Annotated in this window: 24 protein-coding genes; 18 read left to right on the top strand and 6 right to left on the bottom strand. The window is 39.7% G+C overall.

From position 1 onward, the window contains the following. Positions 1-695: 695 nt before the first annotated feature. From RCG22_RS12195 to RCG22_RS12185, 3 genes are read left to right on the top strand one after another with little or no spacing between them, the layout of a single operon-like run. Positions 696-1,361: a hypothetical protein gene (locus RCG22_RS12195; RefSeq protein WP_308107022.1), complete on the top strand. Its 666-nt coding sequence runs from the start codon at positions 696-698 to the stop codon at positions 1,359-1,361. After that, entirely contained in the window at positions 1,361-3,064 is a 1,704-nt protein-coding gene (locus RCG22_RS12190; protein WP_308107021.1) for a GMC family oxidoreductase N-terminal domain-containing protein, read from the top strand. The genes RCG22_RS12195 and RCG22_RS12190 overlap by 1 nt, the downstream gene beginning before the upstream one ends. 50 nt (positions 3,065-3,114) lie before the next feature. Next, positions 3,115-3,642 carry a DUF3231 family protein gene (locus tag RCG22_RS12185; protein ID WP_308107020.1) on the top strand — a complete coding sequence of 176 codons (528 nt, stop codon included), beginning with the start codon at positions 3,115-3,117 and terminating at the stop codon, positions 3,640-3,642. Positions 3,643-3,926: 284 nt separating this feature from the next. On the opposite strand, the gene RCG22_RS12180 is transcribed toward RCG22_RS12185, so the two are convergent. Both RCG22_RS12180 and RCG22_RS12175 read right to left on the bottom strand, forming a co-directional pair. Next, positions 3,927-4,406 carry a GyrI-like domain-containing protein gene (locus tag RCG22_RS12180; RefSeq protein ID WP_308107019.1) on the bottom strand — a complete coding sequence of 160 codons (480 nt, stop codon included), beginning with the start codon at positions 4,404-4,406 and terminating at the stop codon, positions 3,927-3,929. Between the two features lie 45 nt (positions 4,407-4,451). Next, on the bottom strand, positions 4,452-4,922 hold the full coding sequence (locus tag RCG22_RS12175) for a divergent PAP2 family protein (protein WP_308107018.1): 471 nt from the start codon (positions 4,920-4,922) through the stop codon (positions 4,452-4,454). Between the two features lie 260 nt (positions 4,923-5,182). On the opposite strand from RCG22_RS12175, the gene kduI reads away from it, so the two are divergent. The 5 genes from kduI (at position 5,183) to RCG22_RS12150 (ending at position 9,514) form a co-directional block, all read left to right on the top strand. After that, on the top strand, positions 5,183-6,013 hold the full coding sequence (kduI, locus tag RCG22_RS12170) for a 5-dehydro-4-deoxy-D-glucuronate isomerase (RefSeq protein WP_308107017.1): 831 nt from the start codon (positions 5,183-5,185) through the stop codon (positions 6,011-6,013). Between the two features lie 52 nt (positions 6,014-6,065). Further along, positions 6,066-6,842, top strand: coding sequence for a 2-dehydro-3-deoxy-D-gluconate 5-dehydrogenase KduD (kduD, locus tag RCG22_RS12165; protein ID WP_098263020.1), 777 nt, complete (start codon positions 6,066-6,068; stop codon positions 6,840-6,842). A 30-nt stretch (positions 6,843-6,872) separates the two neighbouring features. Next, positions 6,873-7,322 carry a NanQ anomerase/TabA/YiaL family protein gene (locus RCG22_RS12160; protein WP_308107016.1) on the top strand — a complete coding sequence of 150 codons (450 nt, stop codon included), beginning with the start codon at positions 6,873-6,875 and terminating at the stop codon, positions 7,320-7,322. A 188-nt stretch (positions 7,323-7,510) separates the two neighbouring features. After that, complete coding sequence (kdgT, locus tag RCG22_RS12155) at positions 7,511-8,503, top strand: 2-keto-3-deoxygluconate transporter (protein WP_308107015.1); 993 nt, start codon at positions 7,511-7,513, stop codon at positions 8,501-8,503. A gap of 60 nt (positions 8,504-8,563) precedes the next feature. After that, positions 8,564-9,514, top strand: a complete 951-nt coding sequence (locus RCG22_RS12150) for a sugar kinase (RefSeq protein WP_308107014.1) — start codon at positions 8,564-8,566, stop codon at positions 9,512-9,514. A gap of 48 nt (positions 9,515-9,562) precedes the next feature. On the opposite strand, the gene RCG22_RS12145 is transcribed toward RCG22_RS12150, so the two are convergent. Continuing rightward, complete coding sequence (locus RCG22_RS12145; RefSeq protein WP_308107013.1) at positions 9,563-10,342, bottom strand: IclR family transcriptional regulator; 780 nt, start codon at positions 10,340-10,342, stop codon at positions 9,563-9,565. 158 nt (positions 10,343-10,500) lie between these two features. Here RCG22_RS12145 and RCG22_RS12140 point away from each other — a divergent pair, with 158 nt between their 5' ends. The 3 genes from RCG22_RS12140 to RCG22_RS12130 all read left to right on the top strand — a co-directional run bounded on the left by RCG22_RS12140 (position 10,501) and on the right by RCG22_RS12130 (position 15,409). Next, complete coding sequence (locus RCG22_RS12140) at positions 10,501-11,148, top strand: bifunctional 4-hydroxy-2-oxoglutarate aldolase/2-dehydro-3-deoxy-phosphogluconate aldolase (protein ID WP_308107143.1); 648 nt, start codon at positions 10,501-10,503, stop codon at positions 11,146-11,148. Positions 11,149-11,220: 72 nt separating this feature from the next. Further along, a complete protein-coding gene (locus tag RCG22_RS12135; protein WP_308107012.1) occupies positions 11,221-12,063 on the top strand; it encodes an aldo/keto reductase in 843 nt (280 codons plus the stop codon). A 142-nt stretch (positions 12,064-12,205) separates the two neighbouring features. Then, the gene (locus RCG22_RS12130; RefSeq protein ID WP_308107011.1) at positions 12,206-15,409 is read left to right on the top strand and encodes a DEAD/DEAH box helicase; all 3,204 of its coding nucleotides are present in this window, start codon (positions 12,206-12,208) and stop codon (positions 15,407-15,409) included. Between the two features lie 799 nt (positions 15,410-16,208). Here the strand turns inward: RCG22_RS12130 and RCG22_RS12125 are convergent. Continuing rightward, positions 16,209-16,490 carry a YggT family protein gene (locus RCG22_RS12125; RefSeq protein WP_176525662.1) on the bottom strand — a complete coding sequence of 94 codons (282 nt, stop codon included), beginning with the start codon at positions 16,488-16,490 and terminating at the stop codon, positions 16,209-16,211. 125 nt (positions 16,491-16,615) lie between these two features. Then, entirely contained in the window at positions 16,616-17,215 is a 600-nt protein-coding gene (locus RCG22_RS12120; RefSeq protein ID WP_308107010.1) for an HAD-IA family hydrolase, read from the bottom strand. 136 nt (positions 17,216-17,351) lie between these two features. Here RCG22_RS12120 and RCG22_RS12115 point away from each other — a divergent pair, with 136 nt between their 5' ends. Continuing rightward, a complete protein-coding gene (locus RCG22_RS12115) occupies positions 17,352-17,540 on the top strand; it encodes a hypothetical protein (protein ID WP_098263842.1) in 189 nt (62 codons plus the stop codon). A gap of 115 nt (positions 17,541-17,655) precedes the next feature. Next, positions 17,656-18,093 (top strand): DUF1801 domain-containing protein, encoded by a 438-nt coding sequence (locus RCG22_RS12110; RefSeq protein WP_308107009.1) that lies wholly within the window; start codon positions 17,656-17,658, stop codon positions 18,091-18,093. Between the two features lie 26 nt (positions 18,094-18,119). Here the strand turns inward: RCG22_RS12110 and RCG22_RS12105 are convergent, their stop codons facing one another. Then, positions 18,120-18,929: an alpha/beta fold hydrolase gene (locus RCG22_RS12105; protein WP_308107008.1), complete on the bottom strand. Its 810-nt coding sequence runs from the start codon at positions 18,927-18,929 to the stop codon at positions 18,120-18,122. A 259-nt stretch (positions 18,930-19,188) separates the two neighbouring features. On the opposite strand from RCG22_RS12105, the gene hemY reads away from it, so the two are divergent. The 5 genes from hemY to RCG22_RS12080 all read left to right on the top strand — a co-directional run bounded on the left by hemY (position 19,189) and on the right by RCG22_RS12080 (position 25,208). Beyond that, complete coding sequence (hemY, locus tag RCG22_RS12100) at positions 19,189-20,595, top strand: protoporphyrinogen oxidase (RefSeq protein WP_308107007.1); 1,407 nt, start codon at positions 19,189-19,191, stop codon at positions 20,593-20,595. A gap of 170 nt (positions 20,596-20,765) precedes the next feature. Next, positions 20,766-21,740, top strand: coding sequence for a 2-hydroxyacid dehydrogenase (locus tag RCG22_RS12095; RefSeq protein ID WP_308107006.1), 975 nt, complete (start codon positions 20,766-20,768; stop codon positions 21,738-21,740). 534 nt (positions 21,741-22,274) lie between these two features. After that, a complete protein-coding gene (locus RCG22_RS12090) occupies positions 22,275-23,522 on the top strand; it encodes a cation:dicarboxylate symporter family transporter (RefSeq protein WP_098263847.1) in 1,248 nt (415 codons plus the stop codon). Between the two features lie 410 nt (positions 23,523-23,932). Beyond that, positions 23,933-24,109 (top strand): YezD family protein, encoded by a 177-nt coding sequence (locus RCG22_RS12085; RefSeq protein WP_308107005.1) that lies wholly within the window; start codon positions 23,933-23,935, stop codon positions 24,107-24,109. A 28-nt stretch (positions 24,110-24,137) separates the two neighbouring features. After that, positions 24,138-25,208 carry a sulfate ABC transporter substrate-binding protein gene (locus RCG22_RS12080; protein ID WP_308107004.1) on the top strand — a complete coding sequence of 357 codons (1,071 nt, stop codon included), beginning with the start codon at positions 24,138-24,140 and terminating at the stop codon, positions 25,206-25,208. Positions 25,209-25,275 lie beyond the last annotated feature (67 nt).

Raw genomic sequence — 25,275 nt, 5'->3', positions numbered from 1 at the left:
ATAGTTGTGTTTTGCTATGTGGTGCTTTTCTTAAAATACGTGCCGAAATGACAGTCGTATTGGCATCGTTATTGGTATATTAAAAGGTAAAACTCGCCATAGTCATTGGCGAGTTTTTTTAGTAGGAATACAAATACCTTATTTATATAAAACCTCACCGTAAAGCATCAAAATGAGGTTCTCTTGGATTTTGAGATAAAGCTCACTCCTTTTTAATAAGATGTCTTGTCCTTAATCGAGTAAACCAGCATAAGTAAAATAAGCGGAGATTTTCCGGTTAAATGCAGAATGGAGCTCGTTTCGGTGTATATAAGCGGAGGTTTTCCGGTTAAGCAAAGCAAAGTCTCCCATTTTCGAATTCATCGACACAATAGGCGGAATCTCTCCGTCTATTTGAGCCTTTTTTATTAAAAATTACTAATTAAGCGGAATTTTTCCGCCTATTTATCAGCTCGGGAGCTTAACCCGATACCCAACCGATAAGTGCGGACCCTCGGATGCTAGATGCAGGAATTAGTAGCTTTTTATCGACCAACGGAACCCTTTAAAATTTTGAGTCTGCTTTTTTTGTAGTTTACATGCAAATTTTCAACTTGTAGAAATAATATCGATACTACCTGACATAGAAAAATGACCAGCTAAATATTATTAGGAAGGGTAAGTAATCATTTTGCAAACCTATAAGGGGGGAGGAAATGACGGCACAAAGTGGGAATGAGCGAACCATAAATCGTTTTATCAAGTCTACTTTTCAAGCACTGGTCCAGGCTATTATTCCACCCCATTTTAGAGAGAAAGATTCAATAGGAACTGTTCATGTAGCCGGGGCACTGGAATTACAAGTGTATGAATATATCATTTGGATATTGGAGCATTCGGTCGCTCTCCCGGTAAAAGCGCAACAAAATTTAATCGATTACAAGTCCATGGCGAAAGCTACCGCTGAATTGTTGGACGCAGGTGCTGCTCGGTTAATTCAGACGGGACAGATTCTATATCCTCTTACTGTAAATGCATTTCCTGGCGGAGGTCTCTTCGCAGCGCTTTCGCCGCTAGACAGGTTAAGGGCTATCACCCTTATAGAGCTGCTTGAAATTAATCTTGAAACCTTGAGTATTCCTTACAAAAATCATCCGGAACTTGTTCGAAATATGATGGATGTATTAAATGAACTCCCTATGTTTGGCCAGTATTCGGAATGGACAGCATACGGAACCACACGATTATTTCCTCCTGAGTACAGAAGAGTGGAATTTTTTTCGACAGGATGGTTCCAGACCCAATATCCGGGTCCCGCTTTTGGATATCGTGATTTTCGTGGATTCTTAGCAATCATTCAACACAAGAAGGTGAATAACTAATGGCCAATCAGGACGTGATTGTCATTGGGGCAGGCGGCGGAGGAGCAGTTATCGCCAAAGAGTTGGGAGAAATGGGATTAAAGGTATTGGTATTAGAAGCAGGCCCCTGGTACGGCAACCAAAAGTGGCCCAATCCCAATCTGCAGCCCGGCGCCGAATCCAGTTCGACACCTGCTGATTTGGATATCATGCTTTATAAACAATTGTTGAACAAGCATGAAATGAATATGAATGATTTAGTTTCAGGGAGGTATCGGTGGGGTCCGGCGGATCGCAGTCGTCCCCAATGGTTTCGGAATGCGAATCAAAAGGGGGTCATTTGGCAATGTGCGGGTGTTGGTGGAACCACCCAAACCTATACGGCTAATTGCCCCCGGGCATATCCAGCTGCAATAGATAATGTCTGGCCTCTTTCTTATCGAGACCTTATTCCTTATTATGAAAAGGTTGAAGCGATATTACCGGTGAACTTTGCCGTAACTACGGCAAAGGAAGAATTATTTTATTATGGTGCGAGGAAGTCTGGGTGGAATTTGATTCCTACACTGGATGTGACCGTTCCTGGATATAGGCCGCAGCCTAATGCCATTTTGCCCCCAAATGAGAACATCACAAATCCTAACCTCTCCTTAGAGCAACTATCCTGGATGGAAGGCTGCACTCTTTCGGGCCATTGTATCAACGGTTGTCCGCATGGACCATCTGTAGATAAAATGGCAAAGCGTTCCACAAATATCAGTTATATTCCGCATGCTTTAAAAACAGGCAATGTCTGTATTAGACCAAATACCTTTGCGATAAAAATATTAACAGAAAATAATCCTGCCAAAGGGCTCCATGCCGTGGGAGTAAAAATAAGGAACACCTGGACAGGGGAGCAGGAAGAACTGAGAGCAGAAATCGTGGTGATGGCGTCCGGGGGCATTGAAAGTCCACGCCTCTGGTTAAATTCGCAACTGCCTGACAATCCATGGGTAGGAAGAGGCTTGGTAAATCATTATATGGACTGGTTATCCGGAATATTTGATGAGAAGGATTTGATTCCTATCTTGGGAACGTCAGAAATTAATCCCTTTGTAGGTAATACGTGCGGGGCAAGGATGGACTATCCTGGACTTGGGGCACTGCAGACGGTTGGGATGAGTCCGGGATTAACTGCTTCTTTTTATGGGGTGAGTGAGTCTGGGTACTCTTTCTTAAATAAGCCTAGTAAGGGTGATCCCTGGGATATCAAAGGGCGACTTTTCGGTTATGATTTAAAAGAAACAATGGACTCCTACCGTCGAACCTTAAATATTTTAGTTACTACTGATGATGAAGTTGATCAGCAAAACGGAATTACTCTCGACCCTGTCGTTAGTGATGAAAATGGACCTGTTCCTATTGTGACATATCAGCCGACCAAACTATCCAGGAGGAAGCGTAGTGAGCTGATGCAGATAGGAGCGGATTTATTACGAAAAGCGGGGGCCAAAAAAATTATTTGGTCAAATTGGCCGGCTGGAATGATGATTCATCTGGAAAGTACGATGCGAATAGGCTTCGTCGTGGATGAGAATTGTGAAGCATTCCAAGTGAAGCGGTTATATATCGCAGACAATAGTGTCCATTATAACAGTTTGGGAGGAGTGAATCCTACTCTTACAACGCAGGCTTTAGCTACCCGTACAGCAGAAAAACTATTCAATAAGTATTTTAATTAGCATGCTTGGAAATCCTACCATCATACAAAGTTTGGTGGGGGCATGAAAACATGAAAATATTTGACTTAGTTCAAGATGTATTTGAACCATTTATGGACGGAGAGAAAAGACCATTAAATGTGATGGAGGTATCCAATCTTTGGTTTTTTCTTTTAGGAACGGAAACGACCATGCGTAATGAAGAAATCGGTTACAACCTTGCCCTAGATCCGGAATTAAAACAAATTTTAAAGGATATAAGAGAAACCGTCCATATTCCGATCAGAGATGATTTAAAAGAATTTCTTATGAAAGAGGGTGTCCCCTTTCCTCAATCGACACCGGAAAAACCGGTGGGAGATTTTAAAAGTATCCCCGAAGGTGCTAAATTAAATGATGAAGAAATGGCTAATTTAATGTCTTATAACCTAGCTATGGGGGTTAATTATGCTGCCAAGGGCCTTACAGAATCCATCCGGGCAGATGTTGGTTTAATTTTTTCAAAAATCATCTTGAAGAAGACCAGTGCTGGCTTAATCGTTAAGCAGTATTTAGATCATCATGAGTGGCTGCGTATTCCGCCTTATTATAAACCGTAATTTTATATGGGTAATAGCAATAAAAGGAGTGCACCTCTTTCTTAAAGAGGTGCACTCCTAGTTAGTTTTCCTATGTATAAACTAGTAAGTAATAGATCTATATATTTAAGGAAGCATCTGTTTAACGGGTGCTCTTCCTAAGGTATCGGCTCCGCCTACGCCTAATACCATGATAGCCACGCGTGCTATCCCCACTAATATGTACTATAACAGTCAAATATTAATAAACTATGAACTGGATATTAATATTAGTTAATTTTTGATTTGATTAAGTAAACATCCTCTTATGTTAAAGGTATCCAAATTTCTGAGTAGTAATCAGGACCCCAAGGCTCTCCAGCAAAATAGACTTCTAAATCAGGTGTGCCTGCATGCTTGTAATCGTTCGATGGAAACCATTCAGAGTAGATTTGTTTCCATACATTCTGGATAGAATCAGGCATGGGGCCGTGAACTTCAAATACGCCCCATTTGGAAGCTGGTATCTCGAGATTCAATAAACCTTCCGGAGTATCACCGTTATATTCCGTTGCAATCCAGTAATCCATTAATTCCGACTGTGGGTCTTGTTTAACGACACATACCCCAAGGACGCCATTAATTCTATCGTTATTCAACTTAAATAACATGTCGTTGGTTCCGTCTGCGTGAACATCCGCCCACATTTTTGGGATCTCAATTAAGTTTGCCCCATTGACACATGATATCTCACGCTTGATCCCAACCACTTGAAAACTTTCTCTTTCGGTAATTTTGTATTTCATCGGTACTGCTCCTCTCCATGTCAATAATCAGTCCAACACAAATATTTAAAATGGGTAGACCTGAAAAGTTAGAATCCCAACAATGATTCCTGTGATCAATCCAAAAAATACTTCTGCAGGTTGATGCCCTAACAGTTCTTTCAGCTTTTCTCTGGACTCCGTTTTTTTCAACTTCGGATTTTTTAAAGTATCAATTAAAAGATTGAAATCAGCTAATAATGTATTTAAAACCTCTGCATGATACCCTGCGTGTCTTCGAACTCCAGTCGCATCATGCATGACAATTAGTGAAACAATCACAGAAATCGCAAATTCATTCGAATGGAGTCCTGAAGTTAATCCAATCGCCGTAGTTAATGAAATAATTGTAGCGGTATGAGAACTAGGCATGCCACCAGTGCTAAACATCAAGTTCCATCTTAATTCCCCTGAAGCAAAATAGTGTATCGGGATTTTTACGAATTGGGCAATCAACATACCTAAAAGGGCGGCTAAAATGGGATAGGATAAAAACATGTAATCCTCCTAATTTGAGTTTGTCCTTAGAACGTAAACCACTTTTACACAATTTTACCAAATTGAACGAATGCCCGCTATATTTTCCACTTGAGGCTTCAAAAGGGAAGAAGCTCTTCTAAAAATAAGATTCACTTTTTTGTCAAATATGAGTGGACATTTCTATAATGAAACCGCTATAATTAAATTATGAAACACCGTACCACGATGTGGAACAAAAAAACAAACGGATAGCAGTTAAATATAAGGAGATGTAGATTGTGGAAACTAGGTACTCAACACACCCGGAGCATGCAAAGACATTTACAACAGAAGAACTTCGTAAGCACTATCTAATCGAAGAGTTATTCGTACCAGGTGAAATTAGGCTCGTTTATACAATGGAAGACCGTGCTATTGTGGGCGGCATCACCCCAATGGGAGAGGCAGTTTCATTAAAGGGCTATGATGAAATTAAAGCCGATTACTTCCTAGAGCGAAGAGAAGTGGGGATTTTCAATGTAGGTGGAACCGGGAAAATCACGGTCGATGGTGAGTCCTATGATATGGAAAACAAAGATTGCTTGTATGTTGGTTTAGGAAAAAGAGAATTGCTTTTCACAAGTGAATCAACCGTAAATCCAGCAAAATTCTATCTATTCTCAGCACCTGCGCATAAAGAGTATCCGGTTCAACACGTTGCGTTTAAGGATATTGAAGGTGACCGATTAGGTTCTCTTGAAAATGCAAATGATCGAGTGATTCGCCGCATGATTCATAATGAAGGTATCCAAAGCTGTCAAGTGGTCATGGGTCTGACTCAATTAAATACGGGAAGCGTTTGGAACTCAATGCCAACACATACGCACAACCGTCGAATGGAAGTTTACCTCTACATTGATTTAGATGAAAATGCAAGAATGTTCCATATGATGGGGGAACCAACGGAGACTCGTCATCTTGTAATGAAGAATGAACAAGCAGTTATTTCACCGCCATGGTCGATTCATTGCGGAGGTGCAACCAGCAATTACACCTTTATCTGGGCGATGGCAGGGGAAAACAAAACCTATAATGACATGGATCAAGTCACCATGGATCAATTGCGATAAATTTCCTAAATGCAAGTTTAGGATAAAAATAAAAGAAGAGGTGCTATTAAAAATGAGTTTAAGAGATTTTTCATTAGATTTTTTCAAGTTAACAGATAAGGTTGCAATCGTGACAGGAGGAAATACGGGTCTTGGCCAAGGATATGCAGTTGCGTTAGCGAAAGCAGGAGCCGATCTATTTATTGTTTCTTATGATAGCAATTGGGATGAAACAAAAGAGTTAATCGAAGAAACAGGAAGAAAAGTATATTTCCACCAAGCAGACTTAACAAATAGAGAAAGCCTGCAAACAATTGTTGATACTTGTCTAAGTGTTTATGGGAAAATTGATATTCTAGTTAATAATGCAGGAACGATCCGCCGCAGCCCGTTACTCGAATATAAAGAGGAAGATTGGAATGCGGTTATGGAAATTAACTTAAACGCTGTTTATCTTCTGAGCCAAGCCGTTGCAAGAGTAATGGTTGAGCAAGAAAGCGGAAAAATCATCAATATCTGTTCGATGCTATCTTTCCAAGGTGGTAAATTTGTTCCTCCGTACACAGCAAGTAAAAGTGCAGTAGCAGGCCTTACCAAAGCTTTTGCGAATGAATTAGGTCAATATAATGTTCAAATCAATGCGATTGCACCGGGCTATGTAGCAACAGCAAATACAGCTCCAATTCGTGCCGATGAAGGACGGAGTGAAGAAATTCTTTCCCGAATCCCTGCCGGACGATGGGCAAATCCTGCAGACCTAATGGGAGTAGTTGTCTTCCTATCTAGTCAAGCTTCCGACTATATGAATGGTCATATTCTTGCAGTTGATGGCGGCTGGTTAGCGCGCTAATATCATTTCACCCGGAAGGATTTGATCTCGTTGATTATTGGCAGATTAAATGACTTAGTCGAAAGCAAGGCCTTCACTGAAAAATTACAATCCAAATTACTATTCTTAAAAGAAGCTGATTTTTCTCAAGCTCCTGCAGGACGTCATGAGATTAGTGAAGATTTGTTCTTTTTCTTAAATGAATATGAAACCAAAGAATCAGAGGATTGCTTTTGGGAAGCTCACCAAAAGTATCTAGACTTTCACTATATTTTAGAAGGTGAAGAAAACATTGCAGTTGACCATTTTGAGAATCAGAGAATCATAGAGACCTACAACGAAGAGAAGGATGCTATCTTTTTTGAAGGTGATGTACATTCTATGATGACCATGAACCCTGGTGACGTCATGATCTGTTTTCCTGAAGATTCACATATGGCTGGTATTATAGCCGAGAAAAAACAAAAGGTTAGAAAAGTTGTCCTCAAAGTAAAAATCTAAATGTTTAAATTGTAAAAAGTTGAGGTCAAAAGTCAAAGGCGGTTTATGCAGAAACAATTTATATGAAGGCCGCCTTTGGCTTCCATATTGATTCAGGAACTCCAACACAGCATGAACTAACTAAATCAACCATCTCAATTTTTTGCTAAAAATTACCCATTTTAACCGAAAGGTAAGGTATGCAAATTATGAAAATTATGAAGTCAATTGAAAAGATCCCTGGGGGTCTGATGCTGGTTCCGCTATTCTTAGGTGCAATTCTTCACACACTAGCTCCAAAATCTGGTGAGTATTTCGGTTCATTTACAAATGGTCTAATGACTGGTACGGTTCCAATTTTAGCAGTATGGTTCTTCTGTATGGGTGCTGGTATTAATATTAAAGCAACAGGTACGGTATTAAGAAAGTCAGGAACACTAGTGGTAACAAAGATAGCGGTTGCATGGGTTGTTGCGATCGTTGCCTCTATGTTTATTCCAGATGGCGGAATTCAAACAGGCTTTTTCGCTGGATTCTCTGTTCTTGCATTAATTGCATGTATGGATATGACAAACGGTGGACTTTACGCTTCCATTATGCAGCAATATGGTTCAAAAGAAGAAGCTGGTGCATTCGTCTTAATGTCACTTGAATCTGGTCCACTAGTAACGATGTTAATTCTTGGTTCTACAGGCATTGCAGCTTTCCAACCACATGCATTTGTAGGCGCTGTCTTACCATTTTTAGTAGGGTTCGTTCTTGGTAACCTAGATAAAGATTTCCGTGAATTCTTTAGTAAAGCTACAACTACAATGATTCCGTTCTTTGGTTTTGCTCTAGGGAACTCGATTGATCTGACAGTGATTGTGAAAACAGGTCTTGCTGGAATTTTATTAGGTCTCCTTGTAATCGTTATCACAGGTGTTCCATTAATGTTAGCTGATAAATTTATCGGCGGCGGAAACGGTACAGCAGGACTTGCAGCTTCTAGTACAGCTGGAGCAGCGGTGGCCAATCCGATGATCATTGCTACAATGAAGCCTGAGTTTCTCCCAATTGCGCAGTCAGCTACGGCTTTATGTGCAGCATCGGTAATTATAACATCCATTTTAGTACCGATATTAACTGCCTATTGGTCCCAATATATGAAAAAGAAAAACAAGGGCCCCGTTGTAACTGAAGGAAATAAAGCAACTGCTTGATAATTAAATCAAGGGAGACATATTCATGTATGTCTCTCTTTCAATTATAGGAGGATCCGTATGAGTAGAATAATTACTGTAGGAGAACCTATGGCGCTGTTTGTAGCGGAGCAAGAAGGTTCCTTAGAAAATGTTGATCGTTTTGACCGTTTTGTGGCAGGTGCCGAGGTCAACTTCTCCATCGGTATGTCCCGTTTAGGACATCAAGTTACGTATATAACCAAATTGGGATTGGATCCATTTGGAAAAAATATTGAAAAATTTCTTCAGCAAAATGCAATCGATACCTCGTATGTGACCTATGATGCCAACTATTTAACCGGCATGCAGTGGAAGGAAAAGGTCGTAAGCGGTGATCCGGAAGTATTTTCGGCAAGAAAAAATTCAGCTGCTTCCCATATGGATTTGGAAACTATTGCTAACCTTAATTGGGAATGCTTTGACCATATTCATTTGACAGGAATTCCACCTGCCTTATCTGCTGGATGCCGAGAGATGGTCTATGAACTGTTGAAAGAGGCACGTGTGAGAGGTGTACAAATCTCTTATGATCCTAACTTGCGTCCGGGTCTTTGGACTGACAAGCAAGAGATGACTCAAGTCATTAACGACCTGGCTTGTCGTGCGGACATCGTTCTTCCGGGCATTGAAGAAGGAAAGTTGTTAACAGGTAAACAGGACGTTCAAGAAATCGCTGCTTATTATCATGCGGCTGGGGTTAAAACGGTCGTAATCAAGCTCGGGGCAAAGGGTGCGTTCACAAGCTCTGAAGGCGAGCAGTTCTACACAGAGGGTTTTCATGTAGATAAAGTGGTTGACACAGTCGGTGCGGGTGATGGGTTTGCTGTTGGAGTAGTTAGCGGAATATTGGAAGGTCTAGCGATTAAAGAGGCAGTCAAACGAGGAGCAGCCATTGGTGCACTTGCCGTTATGTCGCCAGGGGATAATGACGGATTACCAGATAGAGACCGTTTGAATACTTTTATAGTAGACTCTTTGGTCAAGCTTTAACATAAGGTGAAATAAAAAAAGTAAAGAAAAACCGTTTAATGGTTTTCTTTACTTTTGTATTTCAAGTGAACCAGTGTAACCAAGATTTCTTGAGATGACCAAACTATACTGTTTCATTTTTTCAATTAATGTATCGTTGATTACTTCCATCGTTATTCGATTTCTTGGGCCGGAAATACTAAAACTAGCAATAATCTTACCTTTGTGATCAAAAATTGGAGCGGCAATACATCTTAAAATTTCTTCATTCTCGGCGTCATCTAATGCATAGCCTTGGCTCTTAACTCGTTCAATTTCTTCTAATAATTCTTCTTTAGAAGTGATCGTGGATGGTGTCTTTGGAATGAAGGTCATATTTGAAATGATTGTATCTCTTGCTTCTGGGGTCATACCAGAAAGTAATATTTTCCCTACTCCGGTACAATACATGGGAGCACGGCTGCCAATGCGGGAATACATGCGAATGGTTTGCGAACTTTCAATTTTATCGATATAGACCACTTCGCCATGGTCCTCGGTGCATAAATGAATGGTTTCGTTGACTTCTCGTGATAATTTTTCTAAAAAGGGTTTTGAAACGGTTACAACATCCGTGTTATTTAAAAGATTTCTAGAAAGAAAGAGGACTTGTAATCCAAGTTTATACTTGTCGGTTTCTTCATCTTTCGTAACATAATTCATATTGGATAACGTAGCTAACAGTCTATGAAGGGTACCTTTGGTTAGTCCAATCTGCTCTGATAGCCGTGTTATTTGGATGCCATCTGGATATTCAGATAGCTTGTTTAATATTGTTAAAGCTCTTTCCAGTGATTGAACATTAGACATCGTTTTTCTACCTCTTTTTAGTGGTTTTCATTTTACATTTTAGAACACTGTTCTACTATATGATACGGTATGAGGAATCTTTTGTAAATTTAAATACTACAAAACAAAACTATTTAAAAATAATTTTTCAAAATTAAAAGAAAGAAGTGACCAATATGATGAAAAAGATAAATACGTTAACGAAGATTACAGAATGTGGAGTAGTTGCCGTTGTAAGGGCAGACTCTAAGGAAGAGGCAATAAACATTTCGGAGGCCTGTGTAAAAGGCGGTATTCAAGGGATTGAAGTGACTTTCACGGTAAATGGCGCGGATGAAGTCATAAAAGAATTAGCCAACCTTTATCAAAATAATAACGAGGTGGTTATTGGAGCAGGAACAGTTCTGGATGCAACTACAGCTCGAATTGCGATTTTGGCGGGTGCGCAGTTTGTTGTGAGTCCAACCTTTGACCAAGATACAGCAACACTTTGTAACCTTTATCAAATACCTTATATGCCAGGCTGCATGACAATCACCGAAATGAAACGTGCCTTAGAGGCTGGAGTTGATATCGTGAAGTTGTTCCCTGGAAGTGCATTTGGTCCGGATTTTATCAAAGCAGTAAAAGCTCCACTTCCGCAAGTAAATATTATGCCAACTGGCGGTGTTGATTTGGATAATATTGAACAATGGATTAAAAATGGTTGTGTGGCTGTTGGGGTAGGTGGTAATCTAGTAGCGCCGGCTAAAACTGGAGAATTTGACCAAATTACCGCCTATGCGAAACAATATGTCGAAAAGGTCAAAGCCGCTCGAGGAAGATAAGCTTTACTCAAGTTTAAGCTGGTTTCAAGTACCTTACCTTGGTAAGAGTAATATAATAAGGAGGAATTACGGATGCCAACAAATTTAAAAGATACGACTACATTAAGTAATGGAGTAAAAATGCCATGGATGGGGTTAGGCGTTTTTAAAGTAACTGAGGGTGAAGAGGTTATCCAGTCTGTAAAGGCAGCCATAAAAAATGGATACATAAGCATTGATACAGCGGCTATTTATGGTAATGAAGAAGGCGTTGGTCAAGCCATAAAAGAATCTGGTGTTCCCCGTGAAGAATTATTTATTACGACAAAGCTTTGGAACTCCGAGCAAGGATATGAATCAACCTTAGCAGCATTCGAAACAAGCATGAACAAGCTAGGACTGGATTACTTGGACCTTTATTTAATTCACTGGCCGGGTAAAGATAAATATAAAGATACATGGAAAGCATTCGAAAAGCTATACAAAGACGGACGCGTGCGCGCGATTGGTGTAAGTAATTTCTTGGTTCACCATTTAGAAGATTTACTCAGTTCTGCAGAGATTAAACCTATGGTCAACCAGGTGGAATTCCATCCACATTTAACTCAAAAAGAGCTGCTTGCTTTTTGTAAAAATGAAGGCATTCAACTGGAAGCATGGTCGCCTTTAAAACAAGGTCAACTTCTAAGTGAACCAGTTCTTGAGGATTTGGCGCATAAATATAATAAATCGGTTGCTCAAGTAATCCTGCGCTGGGATCTGCAACATGGAGTGGTTACGATTCCTAAATCAATCAAAGAGCATCGCATTATTGAAAATGCAAATATCTTTGATTTTGAATTGTCTGCTGAAGATATGGATAAAATCGATGGATTAAATCAAGACAGCCGTGCCGGATCCCATCCGGATACAATGAGTGTCGGCTTTGTGGAATAGTTTTCAAATATCAAGCGTCTGCCTGCAGGTCTAGGGCAGACGCTTTTCCGTGGAAAAGTAAAATAGGAATTATGCTATAATGTTCTATATCTTAATTTAACAGTAGCGATAAACTAATTTTCATCAGGAAGGAGAAAGCCCCGTGAACATCAAGTTAAATCATAAGCTCATCCAAGAAATGTGTGGCACGGTCTCCTTCAAACGAGGAGATTATTTTTATCAAACAAATAAAGTAACTTTTGAGCAATATCTTCCTCATCGTTGTCAAGCAACCGTCATAGGAGAAGAAGACTTTCATGTCTCGATCGAAGCAGGTGCCAATCATCAGATTCGAACGGAATGCTCCTGCCCAAAGCTTGCTTCTTTTTCAAAGGATTGTCAGCATATAGCCGCTGTATTAATAGCCGTTTGCGAGCATCAAAAGCAAGGCAGCAGCCCTGCCCTTTCAAATTCAGCCAATCAAGAACTGACCGAAGGGCTGCTCCACCTCTTTTCTGATCAGCCAATCCAATCAAGCGGTCATCAACTTCACTTTGAAAAAAGAAAAGTCCTTGAAATCGGGTTTACCTGTAAACCTGTGGATGTCGGCATGGGCAGATACCTTTTCGCTATCACCATGACACTCGCGTCAACTCCTGTCCAAAACATCCGTATATTTTTGGAGCGAGTTAGTCTAGGACAGACATACGCAATATCCAGTTCATTCACATACGACCCCAAGCTGCATTGTTTTCAAAAAGAAACCAACAGCGTAATCGAGCAACTCATCCAAGTCCTTCGGGATGAAAAGGTTTATCGGGATGTGGATGTGGATGTGGTGCCTGACACCAATCAACAGCAGCTGCTGTTCATTCCATCCTCCTCTTGGGAGCGCCTGCTTCCGCTGCTGATAAGGGTACCATTGGCGATGTTGGAGTATGAGGGACAATCCTTTTCCGGACTTCATTTATCGACTGAGTCACTGCCACTAAAGTTTGATTTTACAAAAGCGGAAGAGAACAGCTATCAACTGAAGGTTACAAACCTCGATCGGATGATTTTCCTTGAGGCCTATCATACCGTTTTATATGAAGGGGAATTAAAGCAGCTGGAAGATCAGGACTATAAACGTCTTTCCGATCTCAAAAAGATGTTGGATACTTCAGGAACAAAGCAAATTCCCATTCCACATGAACAAATCCGCTTTTTTCTGGAAAAAGTAGCGCCAGGCCTGAAAAAGCTAGGGCAAGTGAACATAGCTGAAGAAATCTCGAAGCAATTGCTGAATACCCCACTAGTGGCCAAGCTTTACCTGGATCGTGTGAAAAACCGCTTGCTTGCAGGGCTCGAATTTCACTACGACAATTGGGTCATTAATCCATTGGAAAATAGAGATTTTCCGGCGGGATCACTAGTGATTCGGGATGTGGTGAAGGAAGAGGAGATCCTGCAACTCTTTGAAGATAGCTCATTTGCTAAGACGGACGGAGGATATTACCTCCACAATGAAGAACTGGAATATGAGTTTTTATCTTACATCGTGCCAAAGCTCCAAAAGCTAGTTCGAATCTATGCAACAAGTGCTGTCCGAAATCGAATTTCGAGGGATAATTTTCGGCCGCAGGTGAGGGTTCGGGTCAAAAAGGAGCGTACGAACTGGCTCGAATTCAAATTTGAAATGGATGGCATCCCTGAAAGACAAATCCGTGAAGTGTTGGCGGCATTAGAGGAAAAACGGAAATATTATCGTTTGCCGAATGGGTCGCTCCTCTCGCTTCAGACCAGAGAGTTTAATGAAATCCAGCGTTTTCTTTACTCCCCACTCGCTAAGAATAAGGATCTCTCCAGCGGTTTGGATTTACCAATTGAACAAAGCTTGCAACTTCTTGATACCGTTGAGATTAGTGATGCGTTCAAGCTAGAAGAATCCTTTCGGCAGTTCCTAGATCATCTTAAAGATCCCGGCATGTTGGAGTTCGAGGTGCCAGCCAGTTTAGACGCGACGTTAAAAGACTATCAAAAGCATGGGTTTAAATGGATGAAAACATTGGCCTACTATGGTTTCGGTGGAATATTAGCTGATGATATGGGACTCGGAAAAACCATTCAAAGCATCGCCTTCATCGTATCAGTACAGTCTGATGTCCGTAAAAATAACCAGCCGGTCCTTGTGGTTTGCCCGTCTTCCTTGACCTATAATTGGTTGAGTGAAATCAGGAAATTTGCGCCCCAGTTAAAGGCGATTGTCATTGATGGAACGAAAGCAGAGCGGACCACCCTGCTGAAAAAACAGATGGATGCCGATGTTTTGCTTATCTCTTATCCATTATTACGCCGTGAGATTAGCTGGTTTGAAAAGGAAACGTTTCATACGGTGTTTTTTGATGAAGCGCAAGCTTTTAAAAATCCGTTGACTCAAACCGCTCGTGCGGTAAAGAAATTACAGGCCGATCATCGCTTTGCTCTTACGGGTACACCGGTGGAAAATACTTTGGAGGAACTATGGTCAATTTTCCACGTTGTCTTTCCTGAACTTTTCCTTGGGTTGAAGGAATTCAGTAAACTTTCAAGGAAAAATATTGTTCGGAGAATTCGTCCCTTTTTACTGCGCAGGTTGAAGGAGGATGTACTTGTTGAGCTTCCGGAGAAAATGGAATCATTGGAATCGGTGGAGCTGCTTCCTGAACAAAAGAAGCTGTATGCTGCCTATTTGGCGAAGTTGAGACATGACACGTTTAAGAATTTGGACAAGGATACGATTCGGAAAAATCGAATCAAAATTCTTGCAGGTTTGACTCGTCTTCGGCAGATTTGCTGTCATCCAGGCTTGTTTGTTGATGGTTATCAAGGGAAATCGGCGAAATTTGAACAACTTTTACATATTATCGAAGAATCAAAGCTTTCTGGTAGAAGGGTGTTAATTTTTTCACAGTTTACAAAAATGCTTGAACTGATTGGCCGTGCGTTAACTGCGAGAGGTCTGCCTTTTTTCTACCTGGATGGTCAGACTCCATCAGAAGAACGCGTTGAAATCTGCAATCGGTATAATCGTGGTGAACGGGATTTTTTCCTCATTTCTTTGAAAGCCGGGGGGACAGGTCTTAATTTGATGAGTGCAGATACCGTCATTTTATATGACACATGGTGGAATCCAGCTGTCGAGGAGCAGGCAGCCGATCGCGCCCACCGGATGGGTCAGCAAAATGTCGTCCAGGTGATCAAGCTGGTTGCCCGTGGGACGATAGAGGAAAAAATGAATGAACTGCAAGATAAAAAGCGACACCTCATCGAAGAAATCATTGATTCTGATGAGAAAGTCCTATCGACCCTTACGGAAGAAGATATTCGAGAGATTTTGATGATATAAATAAAAGGAGCTGCATGTCATAACGGATTCCGTTTACTATCACAAGACATCAATTTGCACAGGAAAAGCAAACCAAAATGTAATACTTTTTGCTCAATAAAATGTCGGGCGATTTGTGAAGCTAGAGGGATTAGAAAAACATTGAAATAGCAAGGGTTTCTACCCTTGCCATATTGCTTTTCATTGCTAATTCTTCGGATTGCGTATGACGAAGACGTTTGCAAACCATTTCCGCCTTCTCGTATCGATTTTTGCGTAGGTATGAGAATTCATAGGCGGAAAATTTCCGTCTATTGTTTATAGAGGAAGCTAAAGCAGCTGATATAGGCGGAGATATTCCGCTTAACTCCTCTAAATAAGACAATATCTAAAGATTTGGATCATATAAGCGGAAAAACTCCCCTTATTTTTAAGGAAATATGGGTATTTCCCAATTTAGCCGGAGTTTCTCCGTTTATTTTTCAAACACATTGAAATCGATATTCAGTTAGAGCAGAGCCTAACCAATTTTTTCTGTATATGAATTTGTAAGTAAAAATGTAGTGAATTTTGCTGAGGTACACTGGCTATTGTACCCCCTTTTTAATATTCGAATTGCACTACAAATTCTCCCTAAATAATTATTGAAATCCCTTTATATCAACAAAAAAAGACCTCCAAATTACCATACAATTTGAAGGTCTTTTTGCATTACATTTTTAATGTTTCCCATAGTTAACGGAACCCCTTGGCTGTATGTCAGCTCCTTTTTTAATAAAGATTTCAACACATACGGCTGAACAGGGTGCTTGCGCTTTTCTTAAGCTCCGATGACAGTCAACGATTGGCTGAGACCTAGTAACGCAAATTGACGAATAAACTTAAAGGCAAATAATGCGATTATCGGTGAAAAATCAATCGGACCAAGAGGCGGGATAAACCGTCTGAACAATCCTAAATAAGGTTCGACAACCTTGGAAATCCATAAACCAACCTTAGATGATTGAAATTGAGGAAACCAAGAACCGAAAATTGATATTAAAATTAACCAATAATATGCATCAAAAGCGTACTGTCCAATTTGAAAAATAGTAGAACCCAATATGATCTTCCATTCTATTTGAAATTTTTTTAACTTAATTACTATTATACCTATGTATTCATACGATTAATATCCAAAAAGGTTTCAATAGATGCGCTAAATTTTTTCCTACAACTTGTGTGGTCTTATTTTTGTTGTAGCGGGTTAAGGACTACGGGGATAAAATCTGCATAACTATCGATATGAAAATCAGCGTCAATATTTCTATTTTGAAAGGCTACCGTTTTAATATTTAATTTACGAGCGGGAATTAAATCTAGGTCACGGTCACCGACGACCAAATCAATCGGGTAACTTTTTAAAACATATTCATAGGAAGAACTATGAGGTTTTCTAGTAAATCCTTGTTCCTCAACCGAAACAATATCTCGAAAGTATTTTGCTAAGTTGTATTTTTCAAGTAGAAATATAGTGGATTCTTTATCGCGATGTGTCACAATAATATTGTTTTCAACAGAAGATAACGCCTCCTCTAGATACTCAAAGGGCTTGCTTTCGGTTTTTGAATAGTAGTTATGTAAGGTTTGGTATTCTTCTCTTCGTTTTTCTTCAATTCCATAATGCTTAAAGGCGGTTTTGGAATCCTTTTTTAGCCAGCTTAGGACCTCTGTCCGATCAAGGTCTTGCTGACTTAATTTGATGAATCCCTCGACAAGTGCCGGATAGGTATCAAATAGTGTTCCATCGAAATCCCAAAGTATGTAAATAATAATCCCTCTTTTCATAACAGTATGATTTTATATTTAATGAGATTACCACAAGATGATATGAAAAAGAAACCAAAGTTCCCATCGATGGTTGAAATTTGTTATACTTTTCTTAAGTAATGCACATGTTAAAGGATAGAAATGGGGGATAACCATGTCATTTGATAACTCTGTACTCGGGTTACCATATTTTAGCTTAGAAGCAGCCGCAGTGGACAAAAGTCCGAGTGAAATGGTCATTACAGACCAAACTGGGGAAAATTATTACATAGTCAGCAGGGAAGTGTATAAGGATGGACCACAACAAAACGGTTATAAAGTTGTGGTAAACGAAGGAGAGTAATGATACTCTCCTTTATTTATGCTTTTTCTATGAAAACTAGTGGTTTTTGTAAATAATTTGGTCATTTTGCCTATAATGAATTTAAGCGTCTAATTTAAAGAATAGGGGGGATTTAATGAGCTATCAGCAAAAAACAAAAGAAACGGATCATAGTGTGATTGAGTTTGTTGAAAATGTTGATAATCCGAAAAAACGTGAAGATGCCTATAAATTAATCGATGTTTTTACTGAAACGACTGGCTATGAGGCAAAGATGTGGGGGCCAAGTATTATTGGATTCGGTTCCTATCATTATAAGTATGAATCAGGTCATGAAGGGGATGCCCCTTTGGTTGGCTTTTCGCCCCGAAAAGCAAAAATTAGTTTATACTTTGCACCAGGAGAAACCAAGCGTGACGAATTGCTAAAAGACTTTGGGAAACACACCACTGGAAAAGGTTGTGTCTACATCAATAAGATAGCAGATATAGATGTCAATGTACTAATAGAGCTAATTACCCAATCAGTCGAACTTTTGCAAAAAAAATATCCAAATTCGAAAAGCAGTGAGTAAGAAAGCAGCGGTTGGGAAGCAGTATTTTACCCAATAAAATGAGCTAATTCATTTGTGAATTTCTTCTGTTCTTCCCAGAACAAGCCATGGCCGCTGTGTTCGAACCAGACAAGCTTAGAGTTTGTGATTCCCTGACGAAGGACGGAAGCCAATGGAGGCAAACAAATCTGATCATGTTGACCTTGAAGAATCAAGGTAGGCACTCGGATTTTTTTTATATCAGCGAATAAGGTCTCATCTCTTAAGGAAGTCAGCAAGCCTGCTGTCGAATGTCCCGCGGCTTCAAGACCTAATTGAAAGAACCAGTCTGAGAAAGGTTTAGTGAGAGCCTGATGGAAGAACATATTAGTTAAGTCTGTCAGCATTTTCGGACGGTCATTATAAATTTGCACCAGAAGGGCATTAACATCCTTCGCTTCTATACCAAAAGGAAAACCTGGCCGCTTGATAAAGCTAGGAGCCGCTGCACCAAAAAGAGCTAATTTCGAGACCCCGTAGCCATTATGACGCCCCATATACCTGATGGCAATCGCGCCGCCAACAGAATGACCAGCAAGTGTGAAATTCTGTAATCGAAGTGCTTTAACGATTTGTCGAATATCGTCAGCGAGTCTGTTGTAGGAATAACCCTCCCACGGTTTATCTGACTTTCCAAATCCCCTTAAGTCAATTCCAATACACCGATACCCCATGGCAGGAAGGATATTAAACTGATATTCAAATAATTTATGGTTTGCAGGCCATCCATGGACAAAGAGAATGGTCCTACTACTCTTGCGATTAATATCCTCAACATATATATTCACTTCAGGTGCCACTTTAATATAATAACCCAATTGCTATCCCCCCTTTCTAAAGGTATGGAAAGGTCCATATACAATAAAGCTATTCATGGATAGCTAGGCTAATACATTAATGAACATTTTCGGACAACTTTCATATAACCACAATTTCTTGCTTTAATAGTTTAAAATGATGAATGTAGGTATAAGGAAAGCTTACCCCTTAAAGAATGATCGATTAGTAAAATTAATAATAAGCATTCAATTTATATATGTATTTTCCTAAAATTATTAACTGGAGCTGGTTACGGAAATGGAGAAAAAGAAAGTCGTCATTATAGGTGGAGGAATCACAGGTTTAGCTACAGCTTACTACCTGCAAAAGGAAATCAAAGAGAAAGCTCTGCCAGTAGAAGTAAAGTTATTTGAAGCGAGTAATCGTTTTGGCGGTGTCATCAACACAGTTAAAAAGGACGGCTTTATTATTGAAAAGGGTCCAGATTCCATTTTGGCTCGAAAAGCGAGTGCGCTCAAATTAATTAAAGAAGTGGGTCTTGAAGACAAGGTAGTCGCCAATACAGCCGGAAAATCCTATATTTATGCCAGAGGCAAGATTCACTCGATGCCGGAAGGAGCTTTTATGGGAATCCCAACCCAGGTTACACCGTTTGCGCTTTCCGGGCTTTTTTCTCCACTCGGTAAACTACGGGCGGCTGGTGATTTTATTTTACCAAAAGGAAAAGAAAAGGCAGATCAATCGCTAGGTGAGTTTTTCCGAAGACGGCTTGGTGATGAAATAGTCGATAACTTAATCGACCCTTTATTGTCGGGCATTTATGCCGGGGACATTGACCGCTTAAGCTTAATGTCATTGTTTCCAATGTTCTATCACATGGAGCAAAAACATCGAAGCCTTGTGCTCGGCTTGAAGAAAACCATGCCAAACCCACCTAAATCGGCAAAAAAAGAGCCTTCCAAAAAAGGAATGTTTATTTCCTTATCAACTGGATTGGAATCGTTAATTGATGAAATCGTTAAGAGGCTAGACGAAGGAACTGTCAGCAAAGGAACACCGATTGAAAAAATAGTGAAGGAACAAAACCGCTATACGATTACTCTAGCCAATGGAACAGTTGAACAGGCGGACAGTGTAGTCATCGCAACAGAACATTTTCATGCCCAAAAAATACTTTCTGAGTATTCGTTCATGAAAAAATTCGAAGATATGTCTTCTTTTTCTGTAGCCAACGTTGCGATGGCCTTTCCAAAGTCGGCAATTAAACAGGATATTGAGGGAACAGGCTTTTTAGTTTCAAGAAACAGTGACTTTAGAATTACTGCCTGCACATGGACGCATAAAAAATGGCCGGGGACGACTCCAAAGGACATGGCATTATTACGCAGTTATGTTGGTAAGCCAAATGATCAAGCAGCCGTTGATTTATCGGATGAAGAAATTATTAACATTGCATTACGTGATTTAAATAAAACGATGAACATAACCGAAAAGCCGCTGTTTCATGTGGTTACACGATGGAAAAAGGCGATGCCACAATACAATGTCGGTCATATTGAACGGATGAAAAGCGTCAAGGAATCACTTACCAAGGAGCTGCCAGGAGTATTTTTAGCCGGAGGTTCTTATGAAGGTGTGGGTATCCCGGACTGCATTGACCAAGGGGAAGCTGCGGTTAAGAAGGTCTTGGAGTTTTTTGAGTAGTATAAACGTTAGAGTAGGGATTCGAGATTCCTACTCTATTTTTTACGGAAGAAGTCAATCTTTTTCCCAATAAAATGGTTGGAAGTTATAATAAAAATATTAATATTCTTCCAGGAAACAGGAATGAGATAGAGCTAACTACATTATATTGACAAAGGGCGGAGAATGAATTGAAACCGAAAATTTATATTACAAGAATGCTTCCTAAAGAAATTACGGATAAACTTTCAGGTGAATTTTATGTAAGAATGTGGGAAGAGGAAGACATCCCGGTTCCGAAGGATGTTTTTTTAAAAGAAATAGAAGATGTAGACGGCCTCATCTGTCTTTTTACAGAATCGATTGATGAAGAGGTTATAAAGAAGGCGGAAAAGTTAAAGGTGATTAGTAATGTAGCTGTGGGCTATAATAATATCGATATTGAAGCGGCAGCAAAGAGAGGGATTATTGTTACCAACACGCCGGGTGTTTTAACTGAAACGACGGCTGATTTAACATTTGCTCTTTTAATGGCAACTGCAAGAAGAGTTGTGGAAGCTTCAGATTACTTGCGTCGTGGCGAATGGGGTTCTTGGTCCATGATGCAGCTAACTGGACAGGATATTTATGGTGCAACCATGGGGATTATTGGATTAGGAAGAATTGGCGAAGCACTGGTCAAGCGGGCGAAGGGCTTTGATATGAAGGTTCTTTATCATAATCGGACACGAAAACTCGAGAAAGAACAAGAACTGGAAATCCACTATGTTGAGCTAAAGGATTTGCTAGAGCAATCGGATTATGTTTGCTTGCTTCTTCCGTATAGTCCAGAGGTACATCACTTAATTGGTAAAGAAGAGTTATCCCTTATGAAAAACGATGCTATTCTTATTAATTCGGGTCGAGGAGGGCTTGTTGATGAGGATGCTTTATTTCATGCATTGAAGGATGGTGAGATTTGGGGGGCCGGTTTAGATGTATTTGAACAAGAACCGGTGCCTGTGGATCATCCATTACTCACCCTGCCAAATGTTGTAACCATTCCTCATATTGGTAGTGCTAGTGTTAAAACAAGAATGCGAATGGCTCATCTAGCGGCTGATAACATGATAAATGTGTTAAAGGGGAATGAACCAATTACTCCAGTTTTCTTAGTAAAAAAATAAATATCAAATTATTACAGATGAGGATGTTTCAGAAGACATAAAGAATTACTTTACAGCAAAAAAAATCGAAATTGAAATAGCAGAATAATTAAAAGTTATTTAATAATTATTCTTTGTAAGCGACAACAATGAAGAGTGTCAGGCACCACACGAGGACATTTGTCCACGTATGGTGCCTGACACTCTATTCTTTTGGATAAATGTGTACATTTTGTGAAGGAAAATATTTGAATTAAATCCTCAAATTACATAGGAATAATGAGGTTGAAGCATTGGTAGATATGGATTCTGAAAATTTAGAAGGTTGGAATGAGAGTAATTCCCAAATAAAAAATGATTGTTAAGAGAGCGAAAACAAATTAAACTTAAATAAGCTAATCATTATTGTAAAAGAGTAAACATCATTTTATTGAAAAAGCAAAGGCGCTTTGTTCAGCGGAGTTTAGTCTGGAGCTGGACAATAAGAGAATTGTACTTCCTAGTTAGTACCTCAATGTAATCAACATTTATTATATTAAAAAAGGGGAAATGCAAATGAAGAAGATTAGTTTAGCATGGCAGATATTCATTGGTTTGGCACTTGGTATTATTGTTGGAGCGGTTTTTTACGGTAATCCGCATGTGGCAACTTATCTCCAGCCAATTGGCGATATATTTATTCGCTTAATTAAAATGATCGTTGTTCCTATCGTTATCTCCAGCCTGATTGTGGGTGTTGCAGGCGCAGGTGATATGAAGTCTTTGGGGAAATTGGGCGGAAAAACGCTGCTCTATTTTGAAATCATTACCACAATTGCGATTGTTGTCGGATTACTGGCAGCTAACGTGTTCCAGCCAGGTGATGGCGTAGATAAATCGAAACTTACCAAAACAGATATAAACAGTTATGTTGAGACAGCGCAACATACAGAGTCCCATTCTATGATTGACACGGTTGTGAATATTGTTCCTACGAATATCATTCAGTCTTTGGCAAACGGGGAAATGCTTCCGATTATTTTCTTTTCCGTTATGTTTGGACTTGGATTAGCAGCGATTGGAGAGAAAGGGTTACCAATAATCAATTTCTTCCGAGGAACGGCCGATGCGATGTTCTATGTCACGAATCAAATCATGAAACTAGCGCCTTTCGGTGTGTTTGCGTTAATTGGTGTGACGGTTTCGAAGTTTGGTATCACCTCATTAATTCCACTAGGAAAACTAGTCCTTGTTGTATACGGATCAATGTTTTTCTTCATTCTAGTTATCCTAGGATTAGTTGCAAAAATTGTAGGATTTAACATTTTTAATCTCATTAAATATTTAAAAGATGAATTAATATTAGGTTACACGACAGCAAGTTCTGAAACAGTTCTTCCAAAAATCATGGAAAAAATGGAGAAACTGGGCTGTCCAAAATCGATTACATCCTTCGTTATTCCAACTGGATATTCCTTTAATCTAGATGGTTCGACACTTTACCAAGCGATTGCCGCATTGTTTATTGCGCAAATGTATGGAATTCATATGAGTATTGGACATCAAATCACATTAGTTCTTGTACTGATGTTAACTTCTAAAGGAATCGCCGGTGTACCGGGTGTATCGTTTGTTGTATTGCTTGCTACATTAGGAAGCGTGGGAATCCCTGTAGAAGGACTAGCATTTATTGCTGGTATTGACCGGATTCTTGATATGGCACGTACTTGTGTAAACATTGTCGGAAACTCTTTGGCTGCCATTGTTATTACCAAATGGGAAGGCCATGAGCTTAAAGATTATCAGGAACAAAAGGTAGCTTAATTTGTAGAAAAAAGGGCATCTTCGAAATGGAGATGTCCTTTTCATTGTTTTTCAACCTCTAAATGACTGCAGCATCATCAACGCCGGCCGACGTATCTCATTGTTTTTGAAAATAGCTACTAAAAATAATTTCAAAAACCCCACTTGACAGGTGGGAAAAGTCAGAATAAAATGTAAATAATTCAAAGAAAACAATTAATTTAATATTAAGCCGATTGGAAAACCAAAGGCTTATACTCTTTTTCAAGGGTATAAGCCTTTTTTTTATAGAAAGGGGACTAATCATGAATTTTCCGATAAGTAAGTATAGTCCGTATTGTTGTATCTTCAAGTGTAGGAATATAAGTTCTTTTTTACAATAAAACCAAGTAATCTTATGTGATATTAGGAGATTAAGAGAGGATGATATTATGGCAATCGTGGATCAAGCAAAAGCAAACTATATTCTATCGATACTAAAGGGTTTGGAGTATGGTTCTGTAGTTATTACTATTCATGATGGCACCATCACCCAAATTGATAAAACAGAGAAGACTAGATTTGCACTAAAAAAAAGTACTTCTAAAGATAATGCTAAGAATAAGTAATTTTTTTAAAAAAAGGAGGAACTGACAAATGAATTTAGCTTATAAATTTACAACGGTACTTATGCTCATCGCCCTAATTCTAGCGGGGTGCAGCAGTCAGTCTAGTAATCAAGTAACTGAGAAAAAGGATGGGGGAACCAAACAAGAAGCGGCAAAAACAAAGGAACCTGTTCAATTGTTAAATGTTTCCTATGACCCTACGCGGGAGCTTTATGAAGAGTTTAACGGAGAATTCACTAAGTATTGGGAAAAGGAAAACGGCCAAAAGGTAACCATTCAACAGTCCCATGGCGGCTCAGGGAAACAAGGCAGGGCAGTTATTGATGGGCTTGAGGCAGATGTTGTGACGCTGGCATTGGCCTATGACATTGATGAGATTGCCAATCTTGGCGGTTTACTTTCGAAGGATTGGCAAAAGAACCTGAAGGATAACTCGACACCCTATACGTCGACGATTGTATTTCTAGTTAAAAAGGGCAATCCAAAGGGTATTAAGGATTGGGATGATTTAACGAAAAAGGGCACTTCCGTTATTACCCCGAACCCGAAGACGTCTGGCGGGGCAAGATGGAATTACTTAGCAGCATGGGCGTATGCGAAGGATAAATATAATGGTGATGAAACGAAAATTAAGAAGTTTATGAGCCAACTTTATAAAAATGTGGAAGTTCTGGACTCAGGCGCACGCGGGGCAACCACAACGTTTGTGGAACGGGGCATTGGGGATGTCTTGATCGCTTGGGAGAACGAGGCCTTCTTGACCCTTAATGAATTAGGCAAAGATAAGTTTGAGATTGTTGTACCATCCATTAGTATTCTGGCCGAACCACCGGTTGCCGTGGTGGATAAGAACGTGGATAAAAAGGGAACCAGAGAGGTAGCTGAGGCCTATTTGAACTATTTATATAGTGATGTAGGTCAGGAGATTATCGCGAAAAATTACTATCGTCCTCGGAATCAAGCGATTCTTGATAAGTATGCGGATGTCTTTCCAAAAATTAATCTAGTGACAATTGACAAAGACTTTGGCGGATGGAAAAAAGCACAAGAGACGCACTTTAATGATGGCGGAACGTTTGATCAAATTTACCAGCCTTAATAAGCGGTAATGTTCGTAATGGGTGTCCTGAACTGTAAGGAATTTGGGATGCCCTCCATGTATCTCA

It is taken from the genome of Neobacillus nitrireducens (assembly GCF_030915405.1).
Taxonomy (GTDB): domain Bacteria; phylum Bacillota; class Bacilli; order Bacillales; family Cytobacillaceae; genus Neobacillus.
Note: the sequence above shows the minus strand (reverse complement) of the source record. Positions and strands in the feature narration are given on the sequence as shown.